This window comes from Sphingopyxis italica (assembly GCF_011926545.1).
Lineage (GTDB): Bacteria > Pseudomonadota > Alphaproteobacteria > Sphingomonadales > Sphingomonadaceae > Sphingopyxis > Sphingopyxis italica.
On the sequence record NZ_JAATIT010000001.1, the window covers coordinates 1,205,241 to 1,224,636 of the forward strand.

Annotated in this window: 21 protein-coding genes; 13 read left to right on the forward strand and 8 right to left on the reverse strand. The window is 66.6% G+C overall.

From position 1 onward, the window contains the following. Positions 1-9: 9 nt before the first annotated feature. Positions 10-1,080 (forward strand): catalase family peroxidase, encoded by a 1,071-nt coding sequence (locus tag GGR90_RS05405; protein WP_342449889.1) that lies wholly within the window; start codon positions 10-12, stop codon positions 1,078-1,080. 2 nt (positions 1,081-1,082) lie between these two features. After that, the gene (locus tag GGR90_RS05410) at positions 1,083-1,691 is read left to right on the forward strand and encodes a cytochrome b (protein ID WP_167919994.1); all 609 of its coding nucleotides are present in this window, start codon (positions 1,083-1,085) and stop codon (positions 1,689-1,691) included. On the opposite strand, the gene GGR90_RS05415 is transcribed toward GGR90_RS05410, so the two are convergent. The 4 genes from GGR90_RS05415 to GGR90_RS05435 form a co-directional block, all read right to left on the reverse strand. Beyond that, positions 1,688-3,502, reverse strand: coding sequence for an ABCB family ABC transporter ATP-binding protein/permease (locus GGR90_RS05415; RefSeq protein ID WP_167919996.1), 1,815 nt, complete (start codon positions 3,500-3,502; stop codon positions 1,688-1,690). The genes GGR90_RS05410 and GGR90_RS05415 overlap by 4 nt on opposite strands. 325 nt (positions 3,503-3,827) lie before the next feature. After that, positions 3,828-4,403, reverse strand: coding sequence for an LptA/OstA family protein (locus tag GGR90_RS05425; RefSeq protein WP_209023565.1), 576 nt, complete (start codon positions 4,401-4,403; stop codon positions 3,828-3,830). Further along, positions 4,400-5,038: an LPS export ABC transporter periplasmic protein LptC gene (gene lptC, locus GGR90_RS05430; protein ID WP_167919999.1), complete on the reverse strand. Its 639-nt coding sequence runs from the start codon at positions 5,036-5,038 to the stop codon at positions 4,400-4,402. Before lptC ends, GGR90_RS05425 begins: the two co-directional genes overlap by 4 nt. A 29-nt stretch (positions 5,039-5,067) precedes the next feature. Further along, positions 5,068-5,685, reverse strand: a complete 618-nt coding sequence (locus tag GGR90_RS05435; RefSeq protein ID WP_167920001.1) for a ribonuclease D — start codon at positions 5,683-5,685, stop codon at positions 5,068-5,070. A 261-nt stretch (positions 5,686-5,946) separates the two neighbouring features. Here GGR90_RS05435 and GGR90_RS19610 point away from each other — a divergent pair, with 261 nt between their 5' ends. Next, entirely contained in the window at positions 5,947-6,717 is a 771-nt protein-coding gene (locus GGR90_RS19610) for a cold-shock protein (protein WP_167920010.1), read from the forward strand. A gap of 239 nt (positions 6,718-6,956) precedes the next feature. Continuing rightward, complete coding sequence (locus GGR90_RS05445) at positions 6,957-7,367, forward strand: hypothetical protein (RefSeq protein WP_167919889.1); 411 nt, start codon at positions 6,957-6,959, stop codon at positions 7,365-7,367. Positions 7,368-7,402: 35 nt separating this feature from the next. Here GGR90_RS05445 and GGR90_RS05450 read toward each other — a convergent pair whose 3' ends face one another. The 4 genes from GGR90_RS05450 to GGR90_RS05465 all read right to left on the reverse strand — a co-directional run bounded on the left by GGR90_RS05450 (position 7,403) and on the right by GGR90_RS05465 (position 9,603). Beyond that, positions 7,403-7,864: a Dps family protein gene (locus tag GGR90_RS05450; RefSeq protein WP_167920012.1), complete on the reverse strand. Its 462-nt coding sequence runs from the start codon at positions 7,862-7,864 to the stop codon at positions 7,403-7,405. 113 nt (positions 7,865-7,977) lie between these two features. Continuing rightward, positions 7,978-8,544 carry a hypothetical protein gene (locus GGR90_RS05455; protein WP_167920014.1) on the reverse strand — a complete coding sequence of 189 codons (567 nt, stop codon included), beginning with the start codon at positions 8,542-8,544 and terminating at the stop codon, positions 7,978-7,980. Between the two features lie 32 nt (positions 8,545-8,576). Further along, positions 8,577-8,906 (reverse strand): hypothetical protein, encoded by a 330-nt coding sequence (locus GGR90_RS05460; RefSeq protein ID WP_167920016.1) that lies wholly within the window; start codon positions 8,904-8,906, stop codon positions 8,577-8,579. A 52-nt stretch (positions 8,907-8,958) separates the two neighbouring features. After that, positions 8,959-9,603, reverse strand: a complete 645-nt coding sequence (locus tag GGR90_RS05465) for a GGDEF domain-containing protein (protein WP_167920018.1) — start codon at positions 9,601-9,603, stop codon at positions 8,959-8,961. 191 nt (positions 9,604-9,794) lie between these two features. Between GGR90_RS05465 and purE the strand changes: the two genes are divergently transcribed. The 9 genes from purE to GGR90_RS05510 all read left to right on the forward strand — a co-directional run bounded on the left by purE (position 9,795) and on the right by GGR90_RS05510 (position 19,356). Then, entirely contained in the window at positions 9,795-10,292 is a 498-nt protein-coding gene (purE, locus tag GGR90_RS05470) for a 5-(carboxyamino)imidazole ribonucleotide mutase (RefSeq protein WP_167920020.1), read from the forward strand. A 5-nt stretch (positions 10,293-10,297) separates the two neighbouring features. Further along, complete coding sequence (locus GGR90_RS05475) at positions 10,298-11,404, forward strand: 5-(carboxyamino)imidazole ribonucleotide synthase (RefSeq protein ID WP_245198399.1); 1,107 nt, start codon at positions 10,298-10,300, stop codon at positions 11,402-11,404. A 230-nt stretch (positions 11,405-11,634) separates the two neighbouring features. Next, positions 11,635-12,123, forward strand: coding sequence for a dihydrofolate reductase (locus GGR90_RS05480; protein ID WP_167920024.1), 489 nt, complete (start codon positions 11,635-11,637; stop codon positions 12,121-12,123). Positions 12,124-12,126: 3 nt separating this feature from the next. Beyond that, complete coding sequence (locus GGR90_RS05485) at positions 12,127-13,323, forward strand: dipeptidase (protein WP_167920027.1); 1,197 nt, start codon at positions 12,127-12,129, stop codon at positions 13,321-13,323. Then, positions 13,320-14,261 (forward strand): bifunctional riboflavin kinase/FAD synthetase, encoded by a 942-nt coding sequence (locus tag GGR90_RS05490; RefSeq protein ID WP_167920029.1) that lies wholly within the window; start codon positions 13,320-13,322, stop codon positions 14,259-14,261. The genes GGR90_RS05485 and GGR90_RS05490 overlap by 4 nt, the downstream gene beginning before the upstream one ends. Positions 14,262-14,282: 21 nt before the next feature. Next, positions 14,283-15,329 carry a glycerophosphodiester phosphodiesterase family protein gene (locus GGR90_RS05495; RefSeq protein ID WP_167920031.1) on the forward strand — a complete coding sequence of 349 codons (1,047 nt, stop codon included), beginning with the start codon at positions 14,283-14,285 and terminating at the stop codon, positions 15,327-15,329. Between the two features lie 65 nt (positions 15,330-15,394). After that, a complete protein-coding gene (ileS, locus tag GGR90_RS05500) occupies positions 15,395-18,391 on the forward strand; it encodes an isoleucine--tRNA ligase (RefSeq protein WP_167920033.1) in 2,997 nt (998 codons plus the stop codon). After that, complete coding sequence (gene lspA / locus GGR90_RS05505; protein ID WP_167920035.1) at positions 18,388-18,909, forward strand: signal peptidase II; 522 nt, start codon at positions 18,388-18,390, stop codon at positions 18,907-18,909. Before ileS ends, lspA begins: the two co-directional genes overlap by 4 nt. Positions 18,910-18,936: 27 nt before the next feature. Then, positions 18,937-19,356 (forward strand): DUF3035 domain-containing protein, encoded by a 420-nt coding sequence (locus GGR90_RS05510; protein ID WP_167920038.1) that lies wholly within the window; start codon positions 18,937-18,939, stop codon positions 19,354-19,356. Positions 19,357-19,396: the final 40 nt, after the last annotated feature.

The following is a 19,396-nucleotide window of genomic DNA, read 5'->3' on the forward strand; positions in this document are numbered from 1 at the left end:
ACCGCCGCCGTGATCACCGCCCGCCCACCCCTCACCACCATCGCCGCCATCGCCGCCGCGCCGATCCTGCTGCTGTCCGGCTTCGCCTGGGCCGGTGGCTGGATCGGCCCGCCCCGCATCGGCGGCGGAACGATCGCCGACGCCCTCGAATCGAATGCGGGCAAGCACGAAGGCTATCGCCGCGCCCATGCGAAAGGGGTCTGCTTCACCGGATATTTCGACGCGAGCGGGGGCGCGGACGCCCTGTCGCGGACGCCGCTGCTGCGTTCGGGCCGCCATGCGGTGATCGGCCGCTTCTCGACCGGCGGCGGTAAACCCTTCGCGACCGACGGGCGCAACGTCTTTCGCGCCATGGCGCTGCAACTGACCGGACCCGATGGCGAGATATGGCGCCTGGCGATGGACCATACCCCCATCTTCCCCGTCGCGACCCCCGAGGCTTTCGTCGCGCTCCAGCGCGCGGCGCGCCCCGACCCCTCGACCGGCAAGCCCGATCCCGCCGCGATGAAGGCCTATCTCGCTCGCCATCCCGAAACCCGCGCCTATCAGGATCATATCGCCGCCGCGCCGCTCCCCGACAGTTTCGCCAACAGCACCTATTACAGCATCAACGCCTTTCGCTTCATCGACGGCGCGGGCTCCGCGCACGCCGTCCGCTGGGCTTTCGAGCCCGAGGCCGCGTTCGGCGCGCTCGACAAGGCGGCGCTCGCCAGCCTGCCCACCGATCATCTGTTCACCGATCTCGGCGCCCGCCTCGCCAGGGGACCACTGCGCTGGCGCATGATCGTGACCGTCGCGGCGCCGGGGGACCGGACCGACGATGCGACCGTGCCATGGCCTGCCGGCCGCCGGCGAATCGACGCCGGAACGCTCACCATCGCGCGCGCGGAACCCGAGGAAAGCGGCGCCTGCCGCGACATCACCTTCGACCCGACGATATTGCCCGACGGAATCGCGCTGTCCGACGACCCGCTGCTCGCCGCGCGATCGGCGGCTTACGCATCTTCCTTCGGGCGGCGCGCGGTCGAGGCGCCCGGACCCAGTGCGGTCGGCAAGACGCTGTCGCAGAAAGGACGCTGATCATGCCGCACCGTTTCCCGCTCGCGATCCGCCTGCTCCACTGGACGATGGCGCTGCTGATCATCGCGATGCTGTTCATCGGCGCCGCCATGGTCTCGACCGCGAGCCCCGCCTATGCGTCGCTGATCGCGCTGCACCGTCCGCTCGGGATCGCGATCCTGCTGCTCGCCGCGCTCCGCCTCGTCCTCCGCTTCGCCACCGGCGCGCCGCCGCTCCCCGCCGATCTGCCGCGCGTCCAGCAGCGCGCGGCGCGCGGCGCGCATATCCTCCTCTATCTCGCGATGATCGGATTGCCGCTGATCGGCTGGGCGATGCTGTCGGCGGGCGGCTATCCGGTGCGCCTGACGGCCGGCTTCGTGCTGCCGCCGATCGTGCCGCGGGACGCGCTCGCCTATGGCCTGCTGCGGCAGACGCACGGCCTGATCGCCTTCGCCTTCTTCGCGCTGATCCTCGGCCATCTCACCGTCGCGCTGATCCACCGCTTCGTACGCCGCGACGGGGTGCTCGAAACGATGGGCTTTGCGCGCGCAGCGGCGTTGGACCCCGAACTCGCGGAGCCGGAGGAAGCCGACGAGCCGGAGGTGGAACCCGCCGAAACGCCCGGGCCCTAAACCGTCCCCTCTTCCTTCTCCGCCTGCTGCCGCGCCCACATGTCGGCATAGAGCCCGCGCATCGCGAGCAGTTGGTCGTGCGTCCCCGTCTCGGCCACCCGCCCCTTGTCGAGCACGATGATGCGGTCGGCATTGGTCACCGTCGACAGCCGGTGCGCGATGACCAAAGTCGTGCGCCGCGCCGCGATGCGTTCGAGCGTATCCTGGATCGCCGCCTCGGTGCGGCTGTCGAGCGCGCTCGTCGCTTCGTCCAAAATCAGCACCGGCGGGTTCTTGAGCAGGGTGCGCGCGATCGCGACGCGCTGCTTTTCGCCGCCCGACAGCTTGAGCCCGCGCTCGCCGACCTCGGTGTCATAGCCTTGCGGCAAGAGCGCGATGAAGCCATCGATCGCCGCGCCCTCGGCCGCCGCGGCGATCTCCTCCGCGCTCGCGCCCTCGCGGCCATAGGCGATGTTGTAACCGATGCTGTCGTTGAACAGCACCGTGTCCTGCGGAACGATCCCGATCTCGGCGCGCAGGCTCTTTTGCGTGACCTGCGATATGCCCTGATCGTCGATCAAAATACGCCCGCCCTGCGGATCATAGAAACGGAAGAGCAGCCGCGCGATCGTCGACTTGCCCGCGCCCGACGGCCCGACGATCGCCAGCGTCTCGCCCGCGCCGACCGCGAAACTGACGCCGTTCAGGATCGTCCGGTCGGGCTCGTAACCGAAGACGACATTCTCGAACGCCACCGCGCCGCCATTGACGACGAGCGGCCAGGCATCGGGCGCGTCGGCAATCTCGGACGGCGTGTCGATCAGGCGGAACATCGCCTCCATGTCGATCAGCCCCTGGCGGATCACGCGATAGACCATCCCGAGCATGTCGAGCGGGCGGAAGAGCTGGGCGAGCAAGGTGTTCACCAGCACGACGTCGCCGACCTTATATTCGCCCTGCGCCCAGCCCCACACGGTGTATGCCATCGCGCCCGCGAGCGCGAAATTGGTAATCAGGCTCTGCCCCATGTTGAGCCACGCGAGGCTGTTCTCGCTCTTCACCGCGGCGCGCGCATATTGGTCGGCGACGTCGCGGTAGCGCGCTTCCTCGCGCGCCTCGGCGCCGAAATATTTGACCGTTTCGTAATTGAGCAGGCTGTCGACGCTGCGCCCGATCGTCAGCGTGTCGAGATCGTTCATCCGCGTGCGCAGCGCGTTGCGCCAGTCGGTCACCCGCCGCGTGAAGATGATATAGACGACGACCATCAGCGCGGTCGCACTCGCGAGGCCGAAGCTGAACTTGGTCCAGAAGATGATCAGCACCGCCGCCAGCTCGACGATCGTCGGCGCGATGTTGAACAGCAGGAAATAGAGCATCGTGTCGATGCTCTTGGTCCCGCGCTCGATCACCTTGGTGACCTCGCCCGTCCGCCGCGCGAGGTGGAAACGCAGGCTCAGCGCGTGGAGGTGGCTGAAGGTCGTGATCGCCAGTTCGCGCGTCGCATCCTGCCCGACCCGCTCGAACACGACATTGCGCAGATTGTCGAACAGCACCCCGGCGAAACGCGCGCCCGCATAGGCAAGCACGAGGCCGATCGCGAGCGCCACGCCTTCTTCCATCCCCGGCGCCATGCGGTCGATCGCGGCGCCATAGAGGAAACCCATCGACAGCTGCACGCCCTTCGACGCGAGCACGATGAGCCCGGCGACGACGATGCGAACCTTGGCCTCGACCTGCCCGGCGGGCCACAGATAGGGCAGGAAGCGCCGCAGCGTCGCAAGGACGGGCGGTTCGCGGCTGGCATCGGCGGAGGTTGCGGTATCGGGCGGCATCGCCGCCCCATGTAGGGGCGCGGGAGCCTGACGCCAAGCAACTCAATTCCGCAACTGCCCGTCGGCAGTGCTATAATTTCTCGCGCGGTCCCGCATGGCGGATGATGCGATCGATCAGCCGCCTCTCTTCGGATGTCGGCGTCGGCACGATCGCCGCGGGCGGTTCCAGGCGACGGCCGAACAGCGGACGCCGGGGCGGGACGAGAGGGGAAAAGCGCATGGGGGCTGCTTTCACTTTAATGCGGCGTCGCCCCCCGGCTCCGCTATGATCTGGTCCCGGCTCCATGGTGAAGCCGCGTGGTTGCGGCCCGGTAAAGCAGGGTGGTTACTGCTTTCTTTCCGGTACCGTGAAGGTGCCGGTGACGCGCCCCTCGGTACCGCCCTCGACCGGATTGCCGTCGGGACCGCGCGCCGCGCCGCGCCCGTCGACCGTCGCGCGGCCGCTGTTGAGGTCGATGACGAGGCGCCCGCCGCGCAGATTGTTGCCGCGCTGGCGCAGTTCGACATTGCCGACCATCGTGATCAGCCGCCGGTCGAGATCGTAAATGGCGACATTGCCCTTCGCCATTTCATCGCCCTTGGTGACCACCACCCCGCCGGTCGCGTCGATCCGGTTGATGTCGGTGCCGCCGCTGCGCGTATAGGCGATGGTCATCCGCGGCGCGGTCAGCGTCATCCCCGCCTGCGTGACGCGGACGTTGCCCGTCACGATGACGCGGTCGGCGCGGTCCTGCACCTCGATGGCGTTCGCGGCCATATCGACCGGGGCATTGCCATTGTGGTTGGCGAGCGCCTGCGCCTCGGCGCGATCACCGCCGCCGGCCGACAGGAATGCCAGGCTGGTCAGGGCGAAGCCCGCGCCCGCCAGCGCCATGCTCCTCAGGGTCCAAAGCCGGTTCATTTGAGCACTCCCTGATTGATTCTGAGCCGCGCATCGCCCTCGAGGCGCACGACCCGCTTGTCGAGGTCGGCCGTCAGCCGATTGGCCGAAAAGCGGCCGATGTTCAATGTGCCCTCGACGCCGCCCTCGCCAGCGAGGGTGCGCGTGTTGAGGTCGACCGCGACATTGCTCGCGTCGATGCGATAGCCGTTCGCGCTCTTGACCTGCACCGTTCCCGGCACCGCGACCGTTTCGGTCTCCATATTATAGGCGCCCGACTTCGCGACGATCGTCGCGGGGCCGTCGGCGAGCTTGATCGCCCCCGACAGGTCGGTCATCCGCACGATCGGTTCGGCCGAGCTTTTCTGCACCGCGCTCCCCGCGAGCAGCGCAAAGGGCTGCCCCTTCGCATCCTGCCCGCGATATTCGGCGCGCGTCACCTTCATCCGCTCGCTCGCCATGTCGACCTTGTCCTTCGCGAGCAGGAAGCTGATCTCGGCGCGCTGGGTGAAGGGCGAAAAGACGAGCACCGCCGCGACGACGCCGATGACGAGCGGCAGGCCGAAACGCAGGATGCGCACCACCCGGTCGTGGCTCGACCCGCTCGCCGCCCACATGCGGCGCATCGTGCGGTCAAGATCGGCGCGTTCGGACATCCATCAGGGCCTTTTGCGAATCGCTGGCATTAAGTGTGTGCGAAAATGTCGACCTCGGGCCAGCCGGCAAGGTCGAGCGCGGCGCGCGTCGGCAGGAAATCGAAACAGGCCTGCGCGAGTCCGGTGCGCCCCTCGCGCGCCAGCCGCGCGTCGAGAATATCCTTCATGGCGTGCAGGAAGCGCACATCGCTCGCCGCATAGTCGCGCTGCGCATCGCTCAGTTCGGCGGCGCCCCAGTCGCTCGACTGCTGCTGCTTCGACACGTCCTGGCCGAGCAGTTCGCGCACCAGCTCCTTGAGCCCGTGCCGGTCGGTATAGGTGCGCACCAGCTTCGAGGCGATCTTGGTGCAATAAACGGGCGCGGTCACGACGCCGAGCGCCTGCTGCAGCGCCGCGATGTCGAACCGCGCGAAATGGAATAGCTTCAGCCGCGCGGGATCGGTCAGAATCGCCTTCAGCACCGGCGCATCATAGGCGCTGCCGGGCTTGAAGCGGACGAGATGCTCGTCGCCCGACCCGTCGCTGATCTGGACGAGGCACAGCCGGTCGCGCAGCGGGTTCAACCCCATGGTCTCGGTGTCGATCGCGACCGGACCCGGGCGCAGCACGCCCTCGGGCAGATCTTCTTCGTGAAAATAGACAGTCATAGCCGCCGCCTTAGGCCAAGCGGCCCTGCCGCTCAATGGCTGGTTTGCGGGCCCGCCCGCCGGTCCGCGAAGCACGCGGCAAAGCGTGCGATATTCGGCACCATCTTTCTGAAATTTTCTGTTCGCAGCCTGTGGATAATTAGGCTATATCTTGCGTCCTTGTGGCATAGGGCGAGTCTGTGCCCGTGGTGAACTGCGTCCCCGTCCGGCGCAAGGAGCCGGTTGAATGGGGTGTGGACGACCGAAAGCGACTACTAAGCAATGAGTTTCAACAAGGATCGCCGTGGCCATCGGGGACGCGGCAAGCGCGATGATTTCGGCAATTTCGACAGCTTCGAACCGGCTCCCTACGGCGGCGGCGGATTCGGCGATCGTGATCGCGGCGGCTTCGGCGGCGGCGACCGTGGCGGCGGTTTCGGCGGCGGCGATCGCGGTGGCTTCGGCGGTGGGGACCGCGGTGGCGGCGGCGGTTTCGGCGGCGGACGCGGCGGCGGCATGCCGGCGCAGGTCGTCGGCGAAGGCCAGGGCACCGTCAAATTCTTCAACGCGGCAAAGGGCTTCGGCTTCGTCGCGCGTGACGATGGCGGCGAAGACGTGTTCGTGCACATCAGCGCGGTCGAACAGGCGGGCCTCCAGGGCCTCGCTTCGGGGCAGCCGATGGCCTTCACGCTCGTCGAACGCAACGGCAAGGTTTCGGCCATCGATCTCAAGATCGAAGGCGAGCCGATGCCGGTCGAGGAATTCGCCCCGCGCCGCGACGACCGCGGCGACCGCCCGGCTCCGGGCGGCGCGCGTGGGCGTCGTCAGCTGACCGGTGAACGCACCTCGGGCACCGTCAAATTCTTCAACACGACGAAGGGCTTCGGCTTCATCGCGCGCGACGACGGACAGGCCGACGCCTTCGTCCACATCAGCGCGGTGCAGCGCGCCGGCATGGCGGGCCTCGACGAGGGCGACCGCGTCGCTTTCGACATCGAAGTCGACGACCGCGGCAAGTTCGCAGCGGTGAACATCCAGCCGCATCAGGACTGATCGGCCGGACAGACGAACGGAAAGGGCGGCCATGGGCCGCCCTTTTTGTTTGTGATGAAGAGCGGCGGCAAGCGACCGTTAGTTGCCTCCCCTACCTCGTCATCCCCGCGAAAGCGGGGACCCAGAGCGCGCGTAGGCTGGCCCGTCCCTGGGTTCCCGCTTTCGCGGGAATGACGAAAATGGGGAATAGCCGCTAGCGACCGGTTGCTGCCGTTCACAAACTCAGTATGTTACGGCAAATGAAAGAGATGAGACGAAAGCTCTCGGTCGTGCTCTTGGTCCCATTTTTGGTCATTACAGCGTGCGGCGTTGATAGCTCTAGCGACCCCAGCGACCCTTGGGAGCGCGAACCCGATCCTGCTCTCGCGCCGGTCACAGATGTCGATGCGCCGATAGTGCAAGAGCTCTACCGTGAAGGCTATCTGATTGTCGATCAGCGCGAAACTGGCTGTGACGCTGGGCCTGATGTTTATTGCGATGGGTTTAGCGCACTGTATCTCGGGCGTGACAATAAGACTGGCGAAGAATCAGCAGCCGAGTTTGCATGTCCAGGCACCAAAGCGCCGGTTGATCAGTGGAAGTGCCGTCGCCTTGATCCGCCATACGTTCCAAATGGCGGCTTCAAGCCTGAACCGCTGGGCGACAGCTAACCACCCCAAAGCGGTCGCGGACGATCTCGCCGGCCTCAATAGCCCAGCGTCGCTTCCAGGAACCAGATGCGCTGCTGCGTCTCGTCGACCCAGCCGTCAACCAGCCCGCTGGTCGCGATGTCGCCATCGGCTTCGGCGGCGGCCTTCACCTCCTTGAGCTGACCGAGCAGGGTCTTGTTGTCGCCCGCCAGCGCCCGAATCATCGCCTCGGCGTCCGCGCCCGCGCTGTCGTCGTCGCGAATCGACGCGCGGCGACCGACATCGCCGATCGAACGCAGCGTCGCCGCGCCATTCTTGCGCACGCGCTCGGCGATCAGGTCGGTGGTCGCGAAAATCTGCGCCGCCTGCTCGTCGAACAGCAGGTGCAGTTCGCGAAAGCGCGGACCCTGGACGTGCCAATGATAGTTTTTGGTCTTCAGATAGAGTGCGAAACTGTCGGCGAGCAGCGCGTTCAGCGCATCGGCGACGGCGGGGGCATTGTTGGTCTTGTCGGACATGGGAGCATCCTTTCTGTTGCCCCACCAATATAGAGAGGGCGGACGATCTTTCCCATTGAAGCTTTGGCTGAGCATCATCGACAAAAACGATGAAAGCCGTCCCGATATATCGATCAGCCGATCAACCCGAACGCGCCGAGCGCGGTGCGAAGCCCCCATATCGCCAGGATCGCCGCGGCCGCCCAGCGCAGGCTCCGCGCGGCGGGCCGCTCGGCGAGCGCGGGGCCAAAGGCGAGGAAGGGCAGCATCGACAGCGTCCAGCCGACCAATCCGCCCGCCGCCGCCCACTGCCCCGCCCCGCTCGTCGCGGCGAGCGCGCCGATCAGGAAATGGCTGCGGTCGCCGAACTGGTTCGCCAGCATCCGGCCCGCGAATACCGCGATCGGCGCATCATCCGCCCCCGCATCGCGAACGGGCTTCATCGGCCACAGCAAGGCGCCCGCGGCCGACAGCATCGCGAGCGTGACGAGCAGGGCGGCGACGCCTTGCCCGATCATCCGGTTCGCGATCGCCCCGGCGGTCGCGGCGACGACCGCATTGACGATGAAAGCGCCAAAGGCGATGCCGACCGTGACGCGCCGGTCGCTGCGCGCGCTCAAGAGCCGCGACAGCGCGATTCCGCTGCGCCCGTCGGCATTGGCGAGCAGCACCGCCACCAGCGCGAGCATGATTGCGTCCATGACGTCGGATCTGGATGGTCAGGCGTTCGGGGTCAATGCCCGAGCCGCGTCGCCACCGACGCCAGCCACGCCTCGTGCGCCGCCGCCGGCATCGGCCCGCGCGGCGCCTGCGCCGCGTCGCTCATCGCGTCGAGATAGGTCAGGATCGCGGCGCGATAACCGCCGCCCGCCACCGCCGATTCGAGCCGGCTCGCCAGCGTTTCGACCGCGACAAAGCCATTGTCGCGCGCAAGGCAGCGGATATCGTCGATCCCCCGCACGATCTGCGCCAGCGCGCAATGCGGCAAGGCTTCGGCCAGCGCGCCGATCTGGCCGGTGATCCGGTTCTGGATGTCGAGATATGGGTCGGTCTGGTTTCGCATCGTCCACCCCCTGTCATACCGGAGACGATGCGCGCTTTTGGTTAACGCGCGGTTAGCGGTGGCCGGGAAGCCCGCCGAGGCTTTGCTTGCTGCGATACATGTCGCGGTCGGCGGCCGCCAATATATCCGATTCGTTCATTCCCGTCTGGAGCATCGCAACGCCGAAACAGGCCGACAAGGCGATCTCGTGCCCGTCATAATGCGCGGGGCCCGCGGTCAGCACGTCGCACAGGCGGGTCACCTGCGCGCGCGCGCCGTCCTCGCTCGACTGATCGAGGATCAGCCCGAATTCGTCGCCGCCGATGCGCGCCGCGACGTCGGTCGCGCGGATCGAGCCCGCGAGCCGCTTGGCGATCTCCATCAGCGCGAAGTCGCCCGCGGCATGGCCGAAATTGTCGTTGATATATTTGAGCTGGTTGACGTCGATGAACACGACCGCGGCGCGCTCGGCGTGGCGCTCGAACCGCGCCATGCGGTGGTGAATCGCGGTCAGGAAATAACGGCGGTTGAACAGCGGGGTCAGCGTGTCGCGCTCCGACACGCGCTCCAGCTCGGCGACGGCGATCTTCAATACGCGGTTTTCGCGGCGCAAAGCGTCGCGTTCCCGGCGTATCTCACGCAGTTGGTCCTCAATGGAGTCAACGGGTACGGCGGCGAACTGGTCGACCGCGATCCGTGCCCCCCCTATGCTATCCATGCCTCGTCCCCGGCGCGACCTATCCCTCCGCCGGCCACATGCCGACGGATATGAGGCGGTCACTCTAGCCGCGACTTGATACCAATCGGTAAACGCGGGAGACATCAAATGCGCGCCGTTGCCCGCGCGCCGCGCAGTCGCTAGGGGGAAGGCGGCGGCGATTCATCGCGGCCCGCAGGAGGGATAGGGTGATGGGCGATAGCGCGCCGCAAGTCGGTGTCATCATGGGCAGCCAGTCGGACTGGCCGACGATGGCGCACGCGGTCCAGCTTCTCGAGGAATTCGGCATCGCGCACGAGGTGCAGATCGTCTCGGCGCACCGCACCCCCGACCGCCTCGTCGCCTATGCCAAGGGCGCAGCCGAGCGCGGGCTGAAGGCGATCATCGCGGGCGCCGGCGGCGCGGCGCATCTGCCCGGCATGGTCGCCTCGATGACGCGCGTTCCCGTTCTCGGCGTGCCCGTCCAGTCGGCGGCCTTGAACGGCGTCGACAGCCTCTATTCGATCGTCCAGATGCCCGGCGGTATTCCCGTCGCAACCTTCGCGATCGGCAAGGCGGGCGCGACCAACGCCGCCCTCTTCGCCGCCGCGCTGCTCGCGAACGAGGACGCGGGCCTCGCGGAGAAGCTCGTTGGATGGCGCGAGGCGCAGACGAACGGCGTCGCGCCCATTCCCGTTCGCGAGGGCTGACCATCTTGCTCCCTCCCGGTTCGACGATCGGCATATTGGGCGGCGGCCAGCTCGGCCGCATGCTCGCGGTCGCCGCCGCGCAGCTCGGTTACAAGGTGCATATCTATGCCCCCGACGCGACAAGCGTCGCGGCCGAGGTGACCGCGCACCACAGCCAGGCGGCATGGGACGACGAACCCCGCCTCGCCGCCTTTGCCGCGGCGTGCGACGTCGTCACTTATGAATTCGAAAATGTGCCCGTCGACACGCTGCGCTTCCTGTCAGGCCATGTCGCGGTGCGCCCCGGCGTCGCGGGACTGAAAATCGCGCAGGACCGGCTGGAGGAAAAGACGTTCGTCGCCGGCCTCGGCGGCCGCCCCGCGCCTTTCGCGGCAGTGCCCGACCGCGCCGCGCTCGATGCCGCGCTCGAACAGGTCGGCGCACCCGCGATCCTCAAGACGGTGCGCATGGGCTATGACGGCAAGGGGCAGGCGCGCCTCAGGACGTCCGCCGACGCCGACGCGGCATGGGAAACGATCGGCCGTCATCCCGCGGTGCTTGAAGGCTTCGTGACCTTCGCGCACGAATTTTCGGTGATCCTCGTGCGCGGCATCGACGGCGAAGTCCGCTTCTGGGACTCGCCCGCCAATGTCCACGAGGGCGGCATCCTCGCGACGTCGAGCCTGCCGCCGCCGCAAATCATCTTCGACCAGCAGGACGAGGCACGCGCGCTGATGGCGAAGATCGCCGACGAACTCGACTATGTCGGCGTCCTGACGGGCGAATTCTTCGCGACGGAAGAGGGACCCGTGTTCAACGAGATGGCGCCGCGCGTCCACAACAGCGGCCACTGGACGATCGAGGGTGCGATCGTCAGCCAGTTCGAAAATCACATCCGCGCCGTCGCCGGCCTGCCGCTCGGCAGCACCGCGACCGCCGCGCTGCCCGTCGTCATGCACAATCTGATCGGCGGCGGGATCGAAACGGTCCCCGATCTGCTCGCCGATCCCGCGTGCCACCTCCATCATTACGGCAAGGCCGAGGTGCGCGAGGGGCGCAAACTCGGCCACGCCACCTGGGTCGGAGCCTCTCCCAAAGGGTCCGTACTCGATTGCAGCAGCGTCGAGGTTTGAAGCAAAATGGCCCAGTGCGAGGAGAGAAGGCGCAGACATATGCCGATATTTCAAGGCTTCTCGACGAAGCACTGGGCCATTTTGATCAAACCCCTTCGGGACGCTCAAATGGCTTCCATCTCGGCCCGAAAGTCGCTTGGAAAGGCAACCAGCCTTCCCGGCGCGTCTTTCGGCTCGATCTGTTCGCCATTTGAGCGCCTCGACGCTGCTGCAATCGAGTACGGACCCTTATGAATCGTCCCGAAATCACGCTGATCCTCGCCCGCGCCGCCAATGGCGTGATCGGCGCCGACGGCAAGATGGCGTGGCACCTGCCCGCCGACCTCCGCCGCTTCAAGCAGATCACGATGGGGCGCCCGATGATCATGGGGCGCAAGACCTTCGACAGCCTGCCCGCGGTGCTCGAAGGGCGCCGCCACATCGTCCTCACCCGCGACCCCGACTGGCAGGACGAGGGCGCCGAGCCGGTGGCGACGATCGAGGAGGCGCTCAAACTCGCCAACGCCCCGCATGTCATGGTGATCGGCGGCGCCGAAATCTATCGCCTGTTCTTGCCCATCGCCGACCGCATCGAACTCACCGAAGTCGCGCTTGAGCCGAAGGGCGATGCGGTGATCGACTATCCCGCCGCGGCGTGGCGCGAAGTCGCGCGCGAGGATCATCCGGCTGACGACGCGGGGCGCCCTGCCTACAGCTTCGTCACGCTGACAAGGGCATAGCCGATGCGTCGCTGGATTCTCGGTATCCTGCTCGTCGTCGCGGTCGGGGCGCTCGCTTTCTTCGCCCTCGCCCCCGGTATCATCGAGCGCGGGATGAACAAGATCGATGGCAAACCGCTGCCGGCCGTCAGCGAACGCGCCAAGGCGCTGCACCGGACGTTGACGATCGTCGACCTCCACAGCGACACCTTGCTGTGGAAGCGCGACATCCTCGACCGCGCCGAGCGCGGCCATATGGACCTGCCACGGCTCGAGGACGGCAATGTCGCGCTGCAAATCCTCGCCAGCACGACCAAATCGCCGAAGGGTCAGAATTACGACGCCAACAGCGGCGACACCGACAATATCACCAGCCTCGTGATCGCGCAGCTCCAGCCGGTGCGGACGTGGAACTCGCTGCTCGAACGCTCGCTCTGGCACGCCGAAAAGCTCCACCGCGCGGTTGCCGCATCGGCGGGCGAGCTGCGCGCGGTCGATGCGCCCGGGGATATCGACGCCTTGCTCGCCGCGCGCCGCGGCAAAGCGGTGCCGGTCGGCGCGATGCTCAGCATCGAGGGGCTGCACGGCCTCGAAGGCAAGCTCGCCAACCTCGACCGGCTCTACCACGCGGGCTTCCGCATGGCGGGGCTCACCCATTTCTTCGACAATGATCTCGCCGGATCGATGCACGGTCTGAAGAAGGGCGGGCTCACCCCGCTCGGACGGCAGGTGGTCGAGACGATGGAAGCCAAGGGCATGATCGTCGACATCGCGCATTGCTCGAGCGCCTGCGTCGCCGACATCCTCAAGATCGCGCGCCGCCCCGTCGTGTCGAGCCACGGCGGCGTGCAGGCGACGTGCAAGGTCAACCGCAACCTTTCCGACGAGCAGATCCGTGGGCTGGCCGCGACCGGCGGCCTCGTGGGCATCGGCTATTGGGACGCCGCGGTGTGCGACACCTCGCCCGCGAGCATCGCGAAGGCGATGAAGCATGTCCGCGACCTCGTCGGCATCCAGCATGTCGCGCTCGGCAGCGACTATGACGGCGCGACCACCGTGCGCTTCGACACGTCGAAGCTGGTGCAGGTGACGCAGGCGCTGCTCGACGCGGGGTTCAGCGACGACGAAATCCGCGCCGCGATGGGTGGCAACGCGATCCGCGTGCTGCGCGCCGGTATCGCCTGGCGGAAGGAACCGCGTCGTCCCGCGGTGATATTATGATCCGTCTCGACGGCCATAACCGCATCGAAGGGCCCTTGCGCGGCGGGGTGATCGCGCTCGGCAATTTCGACGGCTTTCACGCCGGGCATCAGGCGGTTGTCGGGCGCGCGGTCCATCATGCGAAGGACGAGGGGCTTCCGGCGATCGTCGCGACCTTCGACCCGCATCCGGTGCGCTTCTTCAAACCCGGCGTCCCGCCCTTCCGCCTGACCACGCTCGATCAAAGGCAGGAGCTGTTCGCCACCGCGGGCGCCGACGCGATGCTCGTGCTGCCCTTCGACGCCGCGCTCGCGGGCACGACGGCGGAGGATTTCATCACCGAGCTGCTGCTCGATCGCTACGGCGCCGCGGGCGTGGTGACCGGCGCCGACTTCGTCTTTGGCAAGGGCCGCGGCGGCGATGTCGTGACGCTCGCCGACCATGCGCGCCGCCTCGGCTTCTTCACCGAAATGGTCGCGCCGTTGGGCGACGCCGAAGAAGTGATCTCATCGAGCCGCATCCGCGAAGCCCTCCAAACGGGCGACTGCGAAACCGCTGCGCGCCTCCTCACGCGCCCCTTCACCGTGCGCGGCACCGTCCAGCATGGCGACAAGAACGGCCGGCTGCTCGGCTTTCCGACCGCCAACCTCGAAATGGGGCAATATCTGCGCCCGCGCTACGGCATCTACGCGGTGACCGGCCGCCTGCTGAGCGAGGGTCCGGGGGGCCGCCTCCTGAAGGGCGCCGCCAACTTCGGCATCCGTCCGAGCTTCGACCCGCCGAAGGAACTGCTCGAACCGCATTTCTTCGACTTCGCCGAGGATCTCTATGGGCAGGAAATCGACGTCGCCTTCCACGCCTTCATCCGGCCCGAGGCGAAGTTCGACGACATGGACGCGCTGATGGCGCAGATCGCGGCCGATTGCGAAGAAGCGAGGCGGTTGCTGGCCGAATTGTAATCATGATGAAAGGGGGGATGGATGACCGATACCGACGATTGGGCATCGGCCCTCGAGGGCCCGCCGAAAAAGCCGATGAAGCGCCGCACGAAGATCCTGCTCTGGCTCTTCGCCGCGCTCGTCGCGTGGCTCACGCTGTCGAACGCGAGCTTCCTCGCTCCCGATCCCGTGGGCAAGCCCAAGCTCATCGCGCACCGCGGCGTCTATCACCTCTATGACAAGCGCGCCGCCGCCGGCCGCGATACCTGCACCGCCGCGCACGCCTACCCGCCCACGCACGACGTGTTCGAAAACACCCCCGAATCGATGCGCTGGGCGGTCGGGCTCGGCGCCGCGATGGTCGAGGTCGACGTCGCGCCGACGAAGGACGGACGCATGGTCCTGTTCCACGACTGGACCGTCGACTGCCGCACCGATGGCAAGGGCGAGACGCGCGATTTGACGCTGGCGGAGCTCAAGGCGCTCGACATCGGTTACGGCTACACCGCCGACGGCGGCAAGACCTTTCCCCTGCGCGGCAAGGGCATAGGCAAGATGCCGACCGTCGAGGAAGGCCTTGCGGCGCTTCCTGTCCACCCGATCCTGTTCAACTTCAAGTCGAAGGATGCGCGCGAGGCCGACCAGCTCTTCGCAATCCTGAACGCATCGGGCCGGAACAGTGCGAAGATCGGCGACGCTTTCTATGGCGCCGAACGCCCGGTGAAGCGGATGCGCGAACTGCTGCCAAACAATTGGTCGTTCGATCTGCGGCGCGAGGCGCTGGCCTGTTCGAAGGACTATGTGAAATATGGCTGGACCGGCATCGTGCCCGAAAGCTGCCGGAACGGCGTGCTCGCGATCCCGATCAATTACCAATGGGCCTTCTGGGGCTGGCCCGACCGGCTGATCGCCCGCATGGACAGCGTCGGCGCGCGCGTGATCGTCTTCGGCCCCTATGAAAAGGGCAAGTCGAACGAAGGCCTCACCACGCCCCAACAACTCGCCAAAGTGCCCGCGAGCTTCAACGGCTATATCTGGGTCGAGGACATCCGCGAGGTCGGCCCGGCGCTGCGGCCGCGGCAGAAGTAAAACCCTCTCCCCTTGGGGGAGAGGGAGCTTTGCGCCCGCGTAAATCTGCGCTAAGCGCCGCCACCATGACCGACACGCCCTCCTCCGAGCAGCGCGCCAAAGAAACTGGCGATTATCGCGACACCGTCTTCCTGCCCAAGACCGACTTCCCGATGAAGGCCGGCCTGCCGCAGAAGGAGCCGGCAATTCTCGCCAAATGGCTCGAGGGCAATCTCGAAGGGCAGATTCGCGAAGCGCGCCGCGGCCGCGACCAGTTCATCCTCCACGACGGACCTCCTTACGCGAATGGCGACATGCACATCGGCCATGCGCTCAACCATATCCTCAAGGACATGGTCGTCCGCACCCAGACGTTGAAGGGCAAGGACGCGCCTTATGTGCCCGGCTGGGACTGCCACGGCCTCCCCATTGAGTGGAAGGTCGAGGAGCAGTATCGCAAGAAAAAACTCAACAAGGACGAGGTTCCGGTCGAGGAATTCCGCGCCGAATGCCGCGCCTATGCGCAGCATTGGGTCGACACGCAGCGCGAACAGCTGAAGCGCCTCGGCATCGGCGGCGACTGGGACCATCCGTACCTCACGATGGATTATGAGGCCGAGGCGACGATCGTCCGCGAACTGCTCAAATTCGCCGCGAACGACATGCTCTATCGCGGCGCCAAGCCGGTGATGTGGTCGCCGGTCGAAAAGACCGCGCTCGCCGAAGCCGAGATCGAATATGAGGACATCGTCTCGACCCAGATCGATGTCGCGTTCGAGATCGTCGAGAGCCCGATCAAGGAGCTGGTCGGCGCTTACGCGGTGATCTGGACGACGACGCCGTGGACGATCCCGGTCAACCAGGCGATCGCTTATGGACCCGACATTGAATATGTTTTGATCCATCACGGCGACCGCAGATATCTGGTCGCCGAGGATCTCTGCTACGGGCTGTCGCTGCGCACCGGCGCCAATGAACGAGGCAGTGGCGCACCTCCGAGTGGCGAGACCAAGGTAACGATCTACAAAGGCTCCGATCTCGCCGGAACCATCGCCCGCCACCCGATGCACGCGCTCGGCGGCTTCTTCGCGCGCCCGCGTCCCTTCCTCGCGGGCGATTTCGTCACCACCGACAGCGGCACCGGGCTCGTCCATATGTCGCCCGACCATGGCGAGGATGATTTCGACCTGTGCAAGGCGAACGGGCTCGACCCCGTCTTCGCGGTCGAGGGCGACGGCAAATATCGCGAGGACTGGGGCTGGCTCGGCGGTCAGGGATCGGTGATCAATCCCAAGTTCAACGCCCCCGACGGCCCGATCTGCACCGACCTCCGCGAAGCCGGCGCGCTCCTCGCGGCCAGCGCCGACTACAAGCACAGCTATCCGCACAGCTGGCGCTCGAAGGCCAAGGTCATCTATCGCTGCACACCGCAATGGTTCGTGCCGATGGACAAGGTGATGACGCATATCGAGCCCAAGGCGCCGCGCGAGCAGCGCTGGGAGTCCGAAGGCGGCGCGATCAACCCCGCCGAGGAAGGCCTTTGCGACGCGCCGACGCTGCGTCAGGCCGCAATGCACGCGATCGATCGCACGCGCTTCGTCCCCGAAAAGGGCCGCAACCGTATCGGATCGATGGTCAAGGACCGCCCCGACTGGGTGCTGAGCCGTCAGCGCGCGTGGGGCGTGCCGATCACGCTCTTCGTCGACCGCAAGACCGGCCATTATCTGAACGACCCGGTCGTCAATGATCGCATCGTGGCAGCCGTCCGCGAAGGCGGCGTCGACGCATGGAACGACGCGCGCGCGCAGGAATATCTTGGCGATAAATATAACGCCGCCGATTACGAGCGCATCGTCGACATTCTCGACGTCTGGTTCGATTCGGGCTGCACCCACGCCTTCGTCCTTGAAAGCGGCCGCTGGCCCGCGCTCGTCCGCCACGACGGCTCGACCCACAGTGCCGACCTCTATCTCGAAGGCAGCGACCAGCATCGCGGCTGGTTCCAGTCATCGTTGCTCGAAAGCTGCGGCACGCGCGGACAGGCGCCGTACAAGGCGGTGCTGACCCATGGCTTCACGATGGACAGCAAGGGCTTCAAAATGTCGAAGTCGCTCGGCAACACGATCAGCCCGATCGACCTGATGCGCGACTATGGCGCCGATATCCTCCGCCTCTGGGCGCTGAGCGTCGACTTCACCGAGGATCACCGCATCGGCAAGGAAATCCTGACCGGAGTCGCCGACCAGTATCGCAAGCTGCGCAACAGCTTCCGCTACCTCTTGGGCGCGCTCGACGGCTTTACCGAAGAGGAACGCATCACCGACGTCACGGCCATGCCCGAGCTCGAACGCTATATGCTGAGCCTGCTCGCCGATCTCGACGCGAAGCTGGCCCGCGCGGTCGATGATTTCGACTATAACAGCTACACGCGCCTGCTTGCCGATTTCTGCAACGAAGACCTCTCGGCCTTCTATTTCGATATCCGCAAGGACGTCCTCTACTGCGACCTCGGCCGCGCCGCGCCGCTCGGCACCGACACCCGCCGCGCCTACCGCAGCGTGCTCGACACCCTGTTCCACGCCCTCGTCCGCTACGCCGCGCCGGTGCTGGTGTTCACCAGCGAAGAGGTGTGGGGGACGCGCTATCCCGGTGCCGGCAGCGTGCATCTGCTGGAGTGGCCGGAAATCGAAACCCTCCTGCACCCCGGCGAAGGCCGGGGTCCATCACCCGCCGGTGCAAGTTCGAACCCACCGGAGATGGGCCCCCGCCTTCGCGGGGACACGGCATTGACGGAAAAGTGGGCGCAAATCCGCGAAACCCGCGCGCTTGTCACCGAACGTATCGAACCGCTGCGCCGCGAGAAAATCATTCGTTCCAGCCTCGAAGCCGAAGTCTGGCTTCCGAATGAAGGCGGCGATGTCGATTTCGAGGAAATCTTCATCACCTCGTCCGTCCATCGGGGCGATTGGGACGTGAAGCGCACCGAAAACCACAAATGCGGACGCTGCTGGCGCCATCTGCCCGAGGTCGAAACCGACGGCAGCTTGTGCAATCGCTGCGACACGGTATTGACCTCGGCATGAGCAGCACACGTTCGCCCTATCTGCGCTTCGGCCTGATTTTCGCCGCCTTGGCCTTCATCCTCGACCAGATCGTCAAATGGGTCGTCACCGTCCCGCTGTCGCTCGAACCCAAGGGGCAGATCGAGCTCGCGAGCTTCTTCAACCTGACCTGGGCGGAGAATTGCGGGATTTCGCTGTCGATGTTCGCGAGCTGCACCGACACGACGCGCTGGACGCTCGTCGCGGTGACGGGAATCGTCGCCGCCGCTGTCGCCTTCTGGATGACGCGCGAACAGGCGAAGGGCGACGTGATCGCGCTCGCGATGATCCTCGGCGGTGCGCTCGGCAATATCGTCGACCGCGTGCGCTTCGGCTATGTCGTCGATTTCGCCGACCTGCATTTCGGCGATTTCCGCCCCTTCATGATCTTCAACGTCGCCGATGCGTGCATCACGCTCGGCGTGCTTTTGCTGGTTGCGCGCGCGCTGCTCTTGGGCGAAAAGGCCGGGAACGCGGACGCCAGCCCGTCCGCCGAATAAACGGGGCGCATTGGGAGTATGTTTAAAGTGAACCGGACCACCGCCATCCTGGCCGCCTCGATCGTCGCCACCACCCTGTCGGCCTGCGGGTCGAACAGCCTGTTCAGCCGCGACCGTCCCGACGAGATGATGGTGTCGCGTCAGGCGCCGCTCGTCGTGCCGCCCGATTTCGCGCTGACCCCGCCCGCCCCCGGCACCGCGCGCCCCGGCGGCGAATCGACCGCCGAACAGACGCTGCGCGCGCTCTTCGGCGGCGCGTCGCAGCGCAGCGCGAGCGAGACGCAGATCATCGGCGCCGCCGACGGCGCGCGCGCCGACCCCGGCATCCGCAGCGAGGTCGGCAGCGCCGGCACGCAGGTCGTCGACAAAGGCCTCGTCGTCCGCGACATCCTCGCCGCCCCCGAAGGCGACGGCCGCGACGCACAGGCGGCGATCCCGGGCGCCTGAGCGCGCTTCGACCAGTTTTGAGGACGGCCCAGCAAAGCAG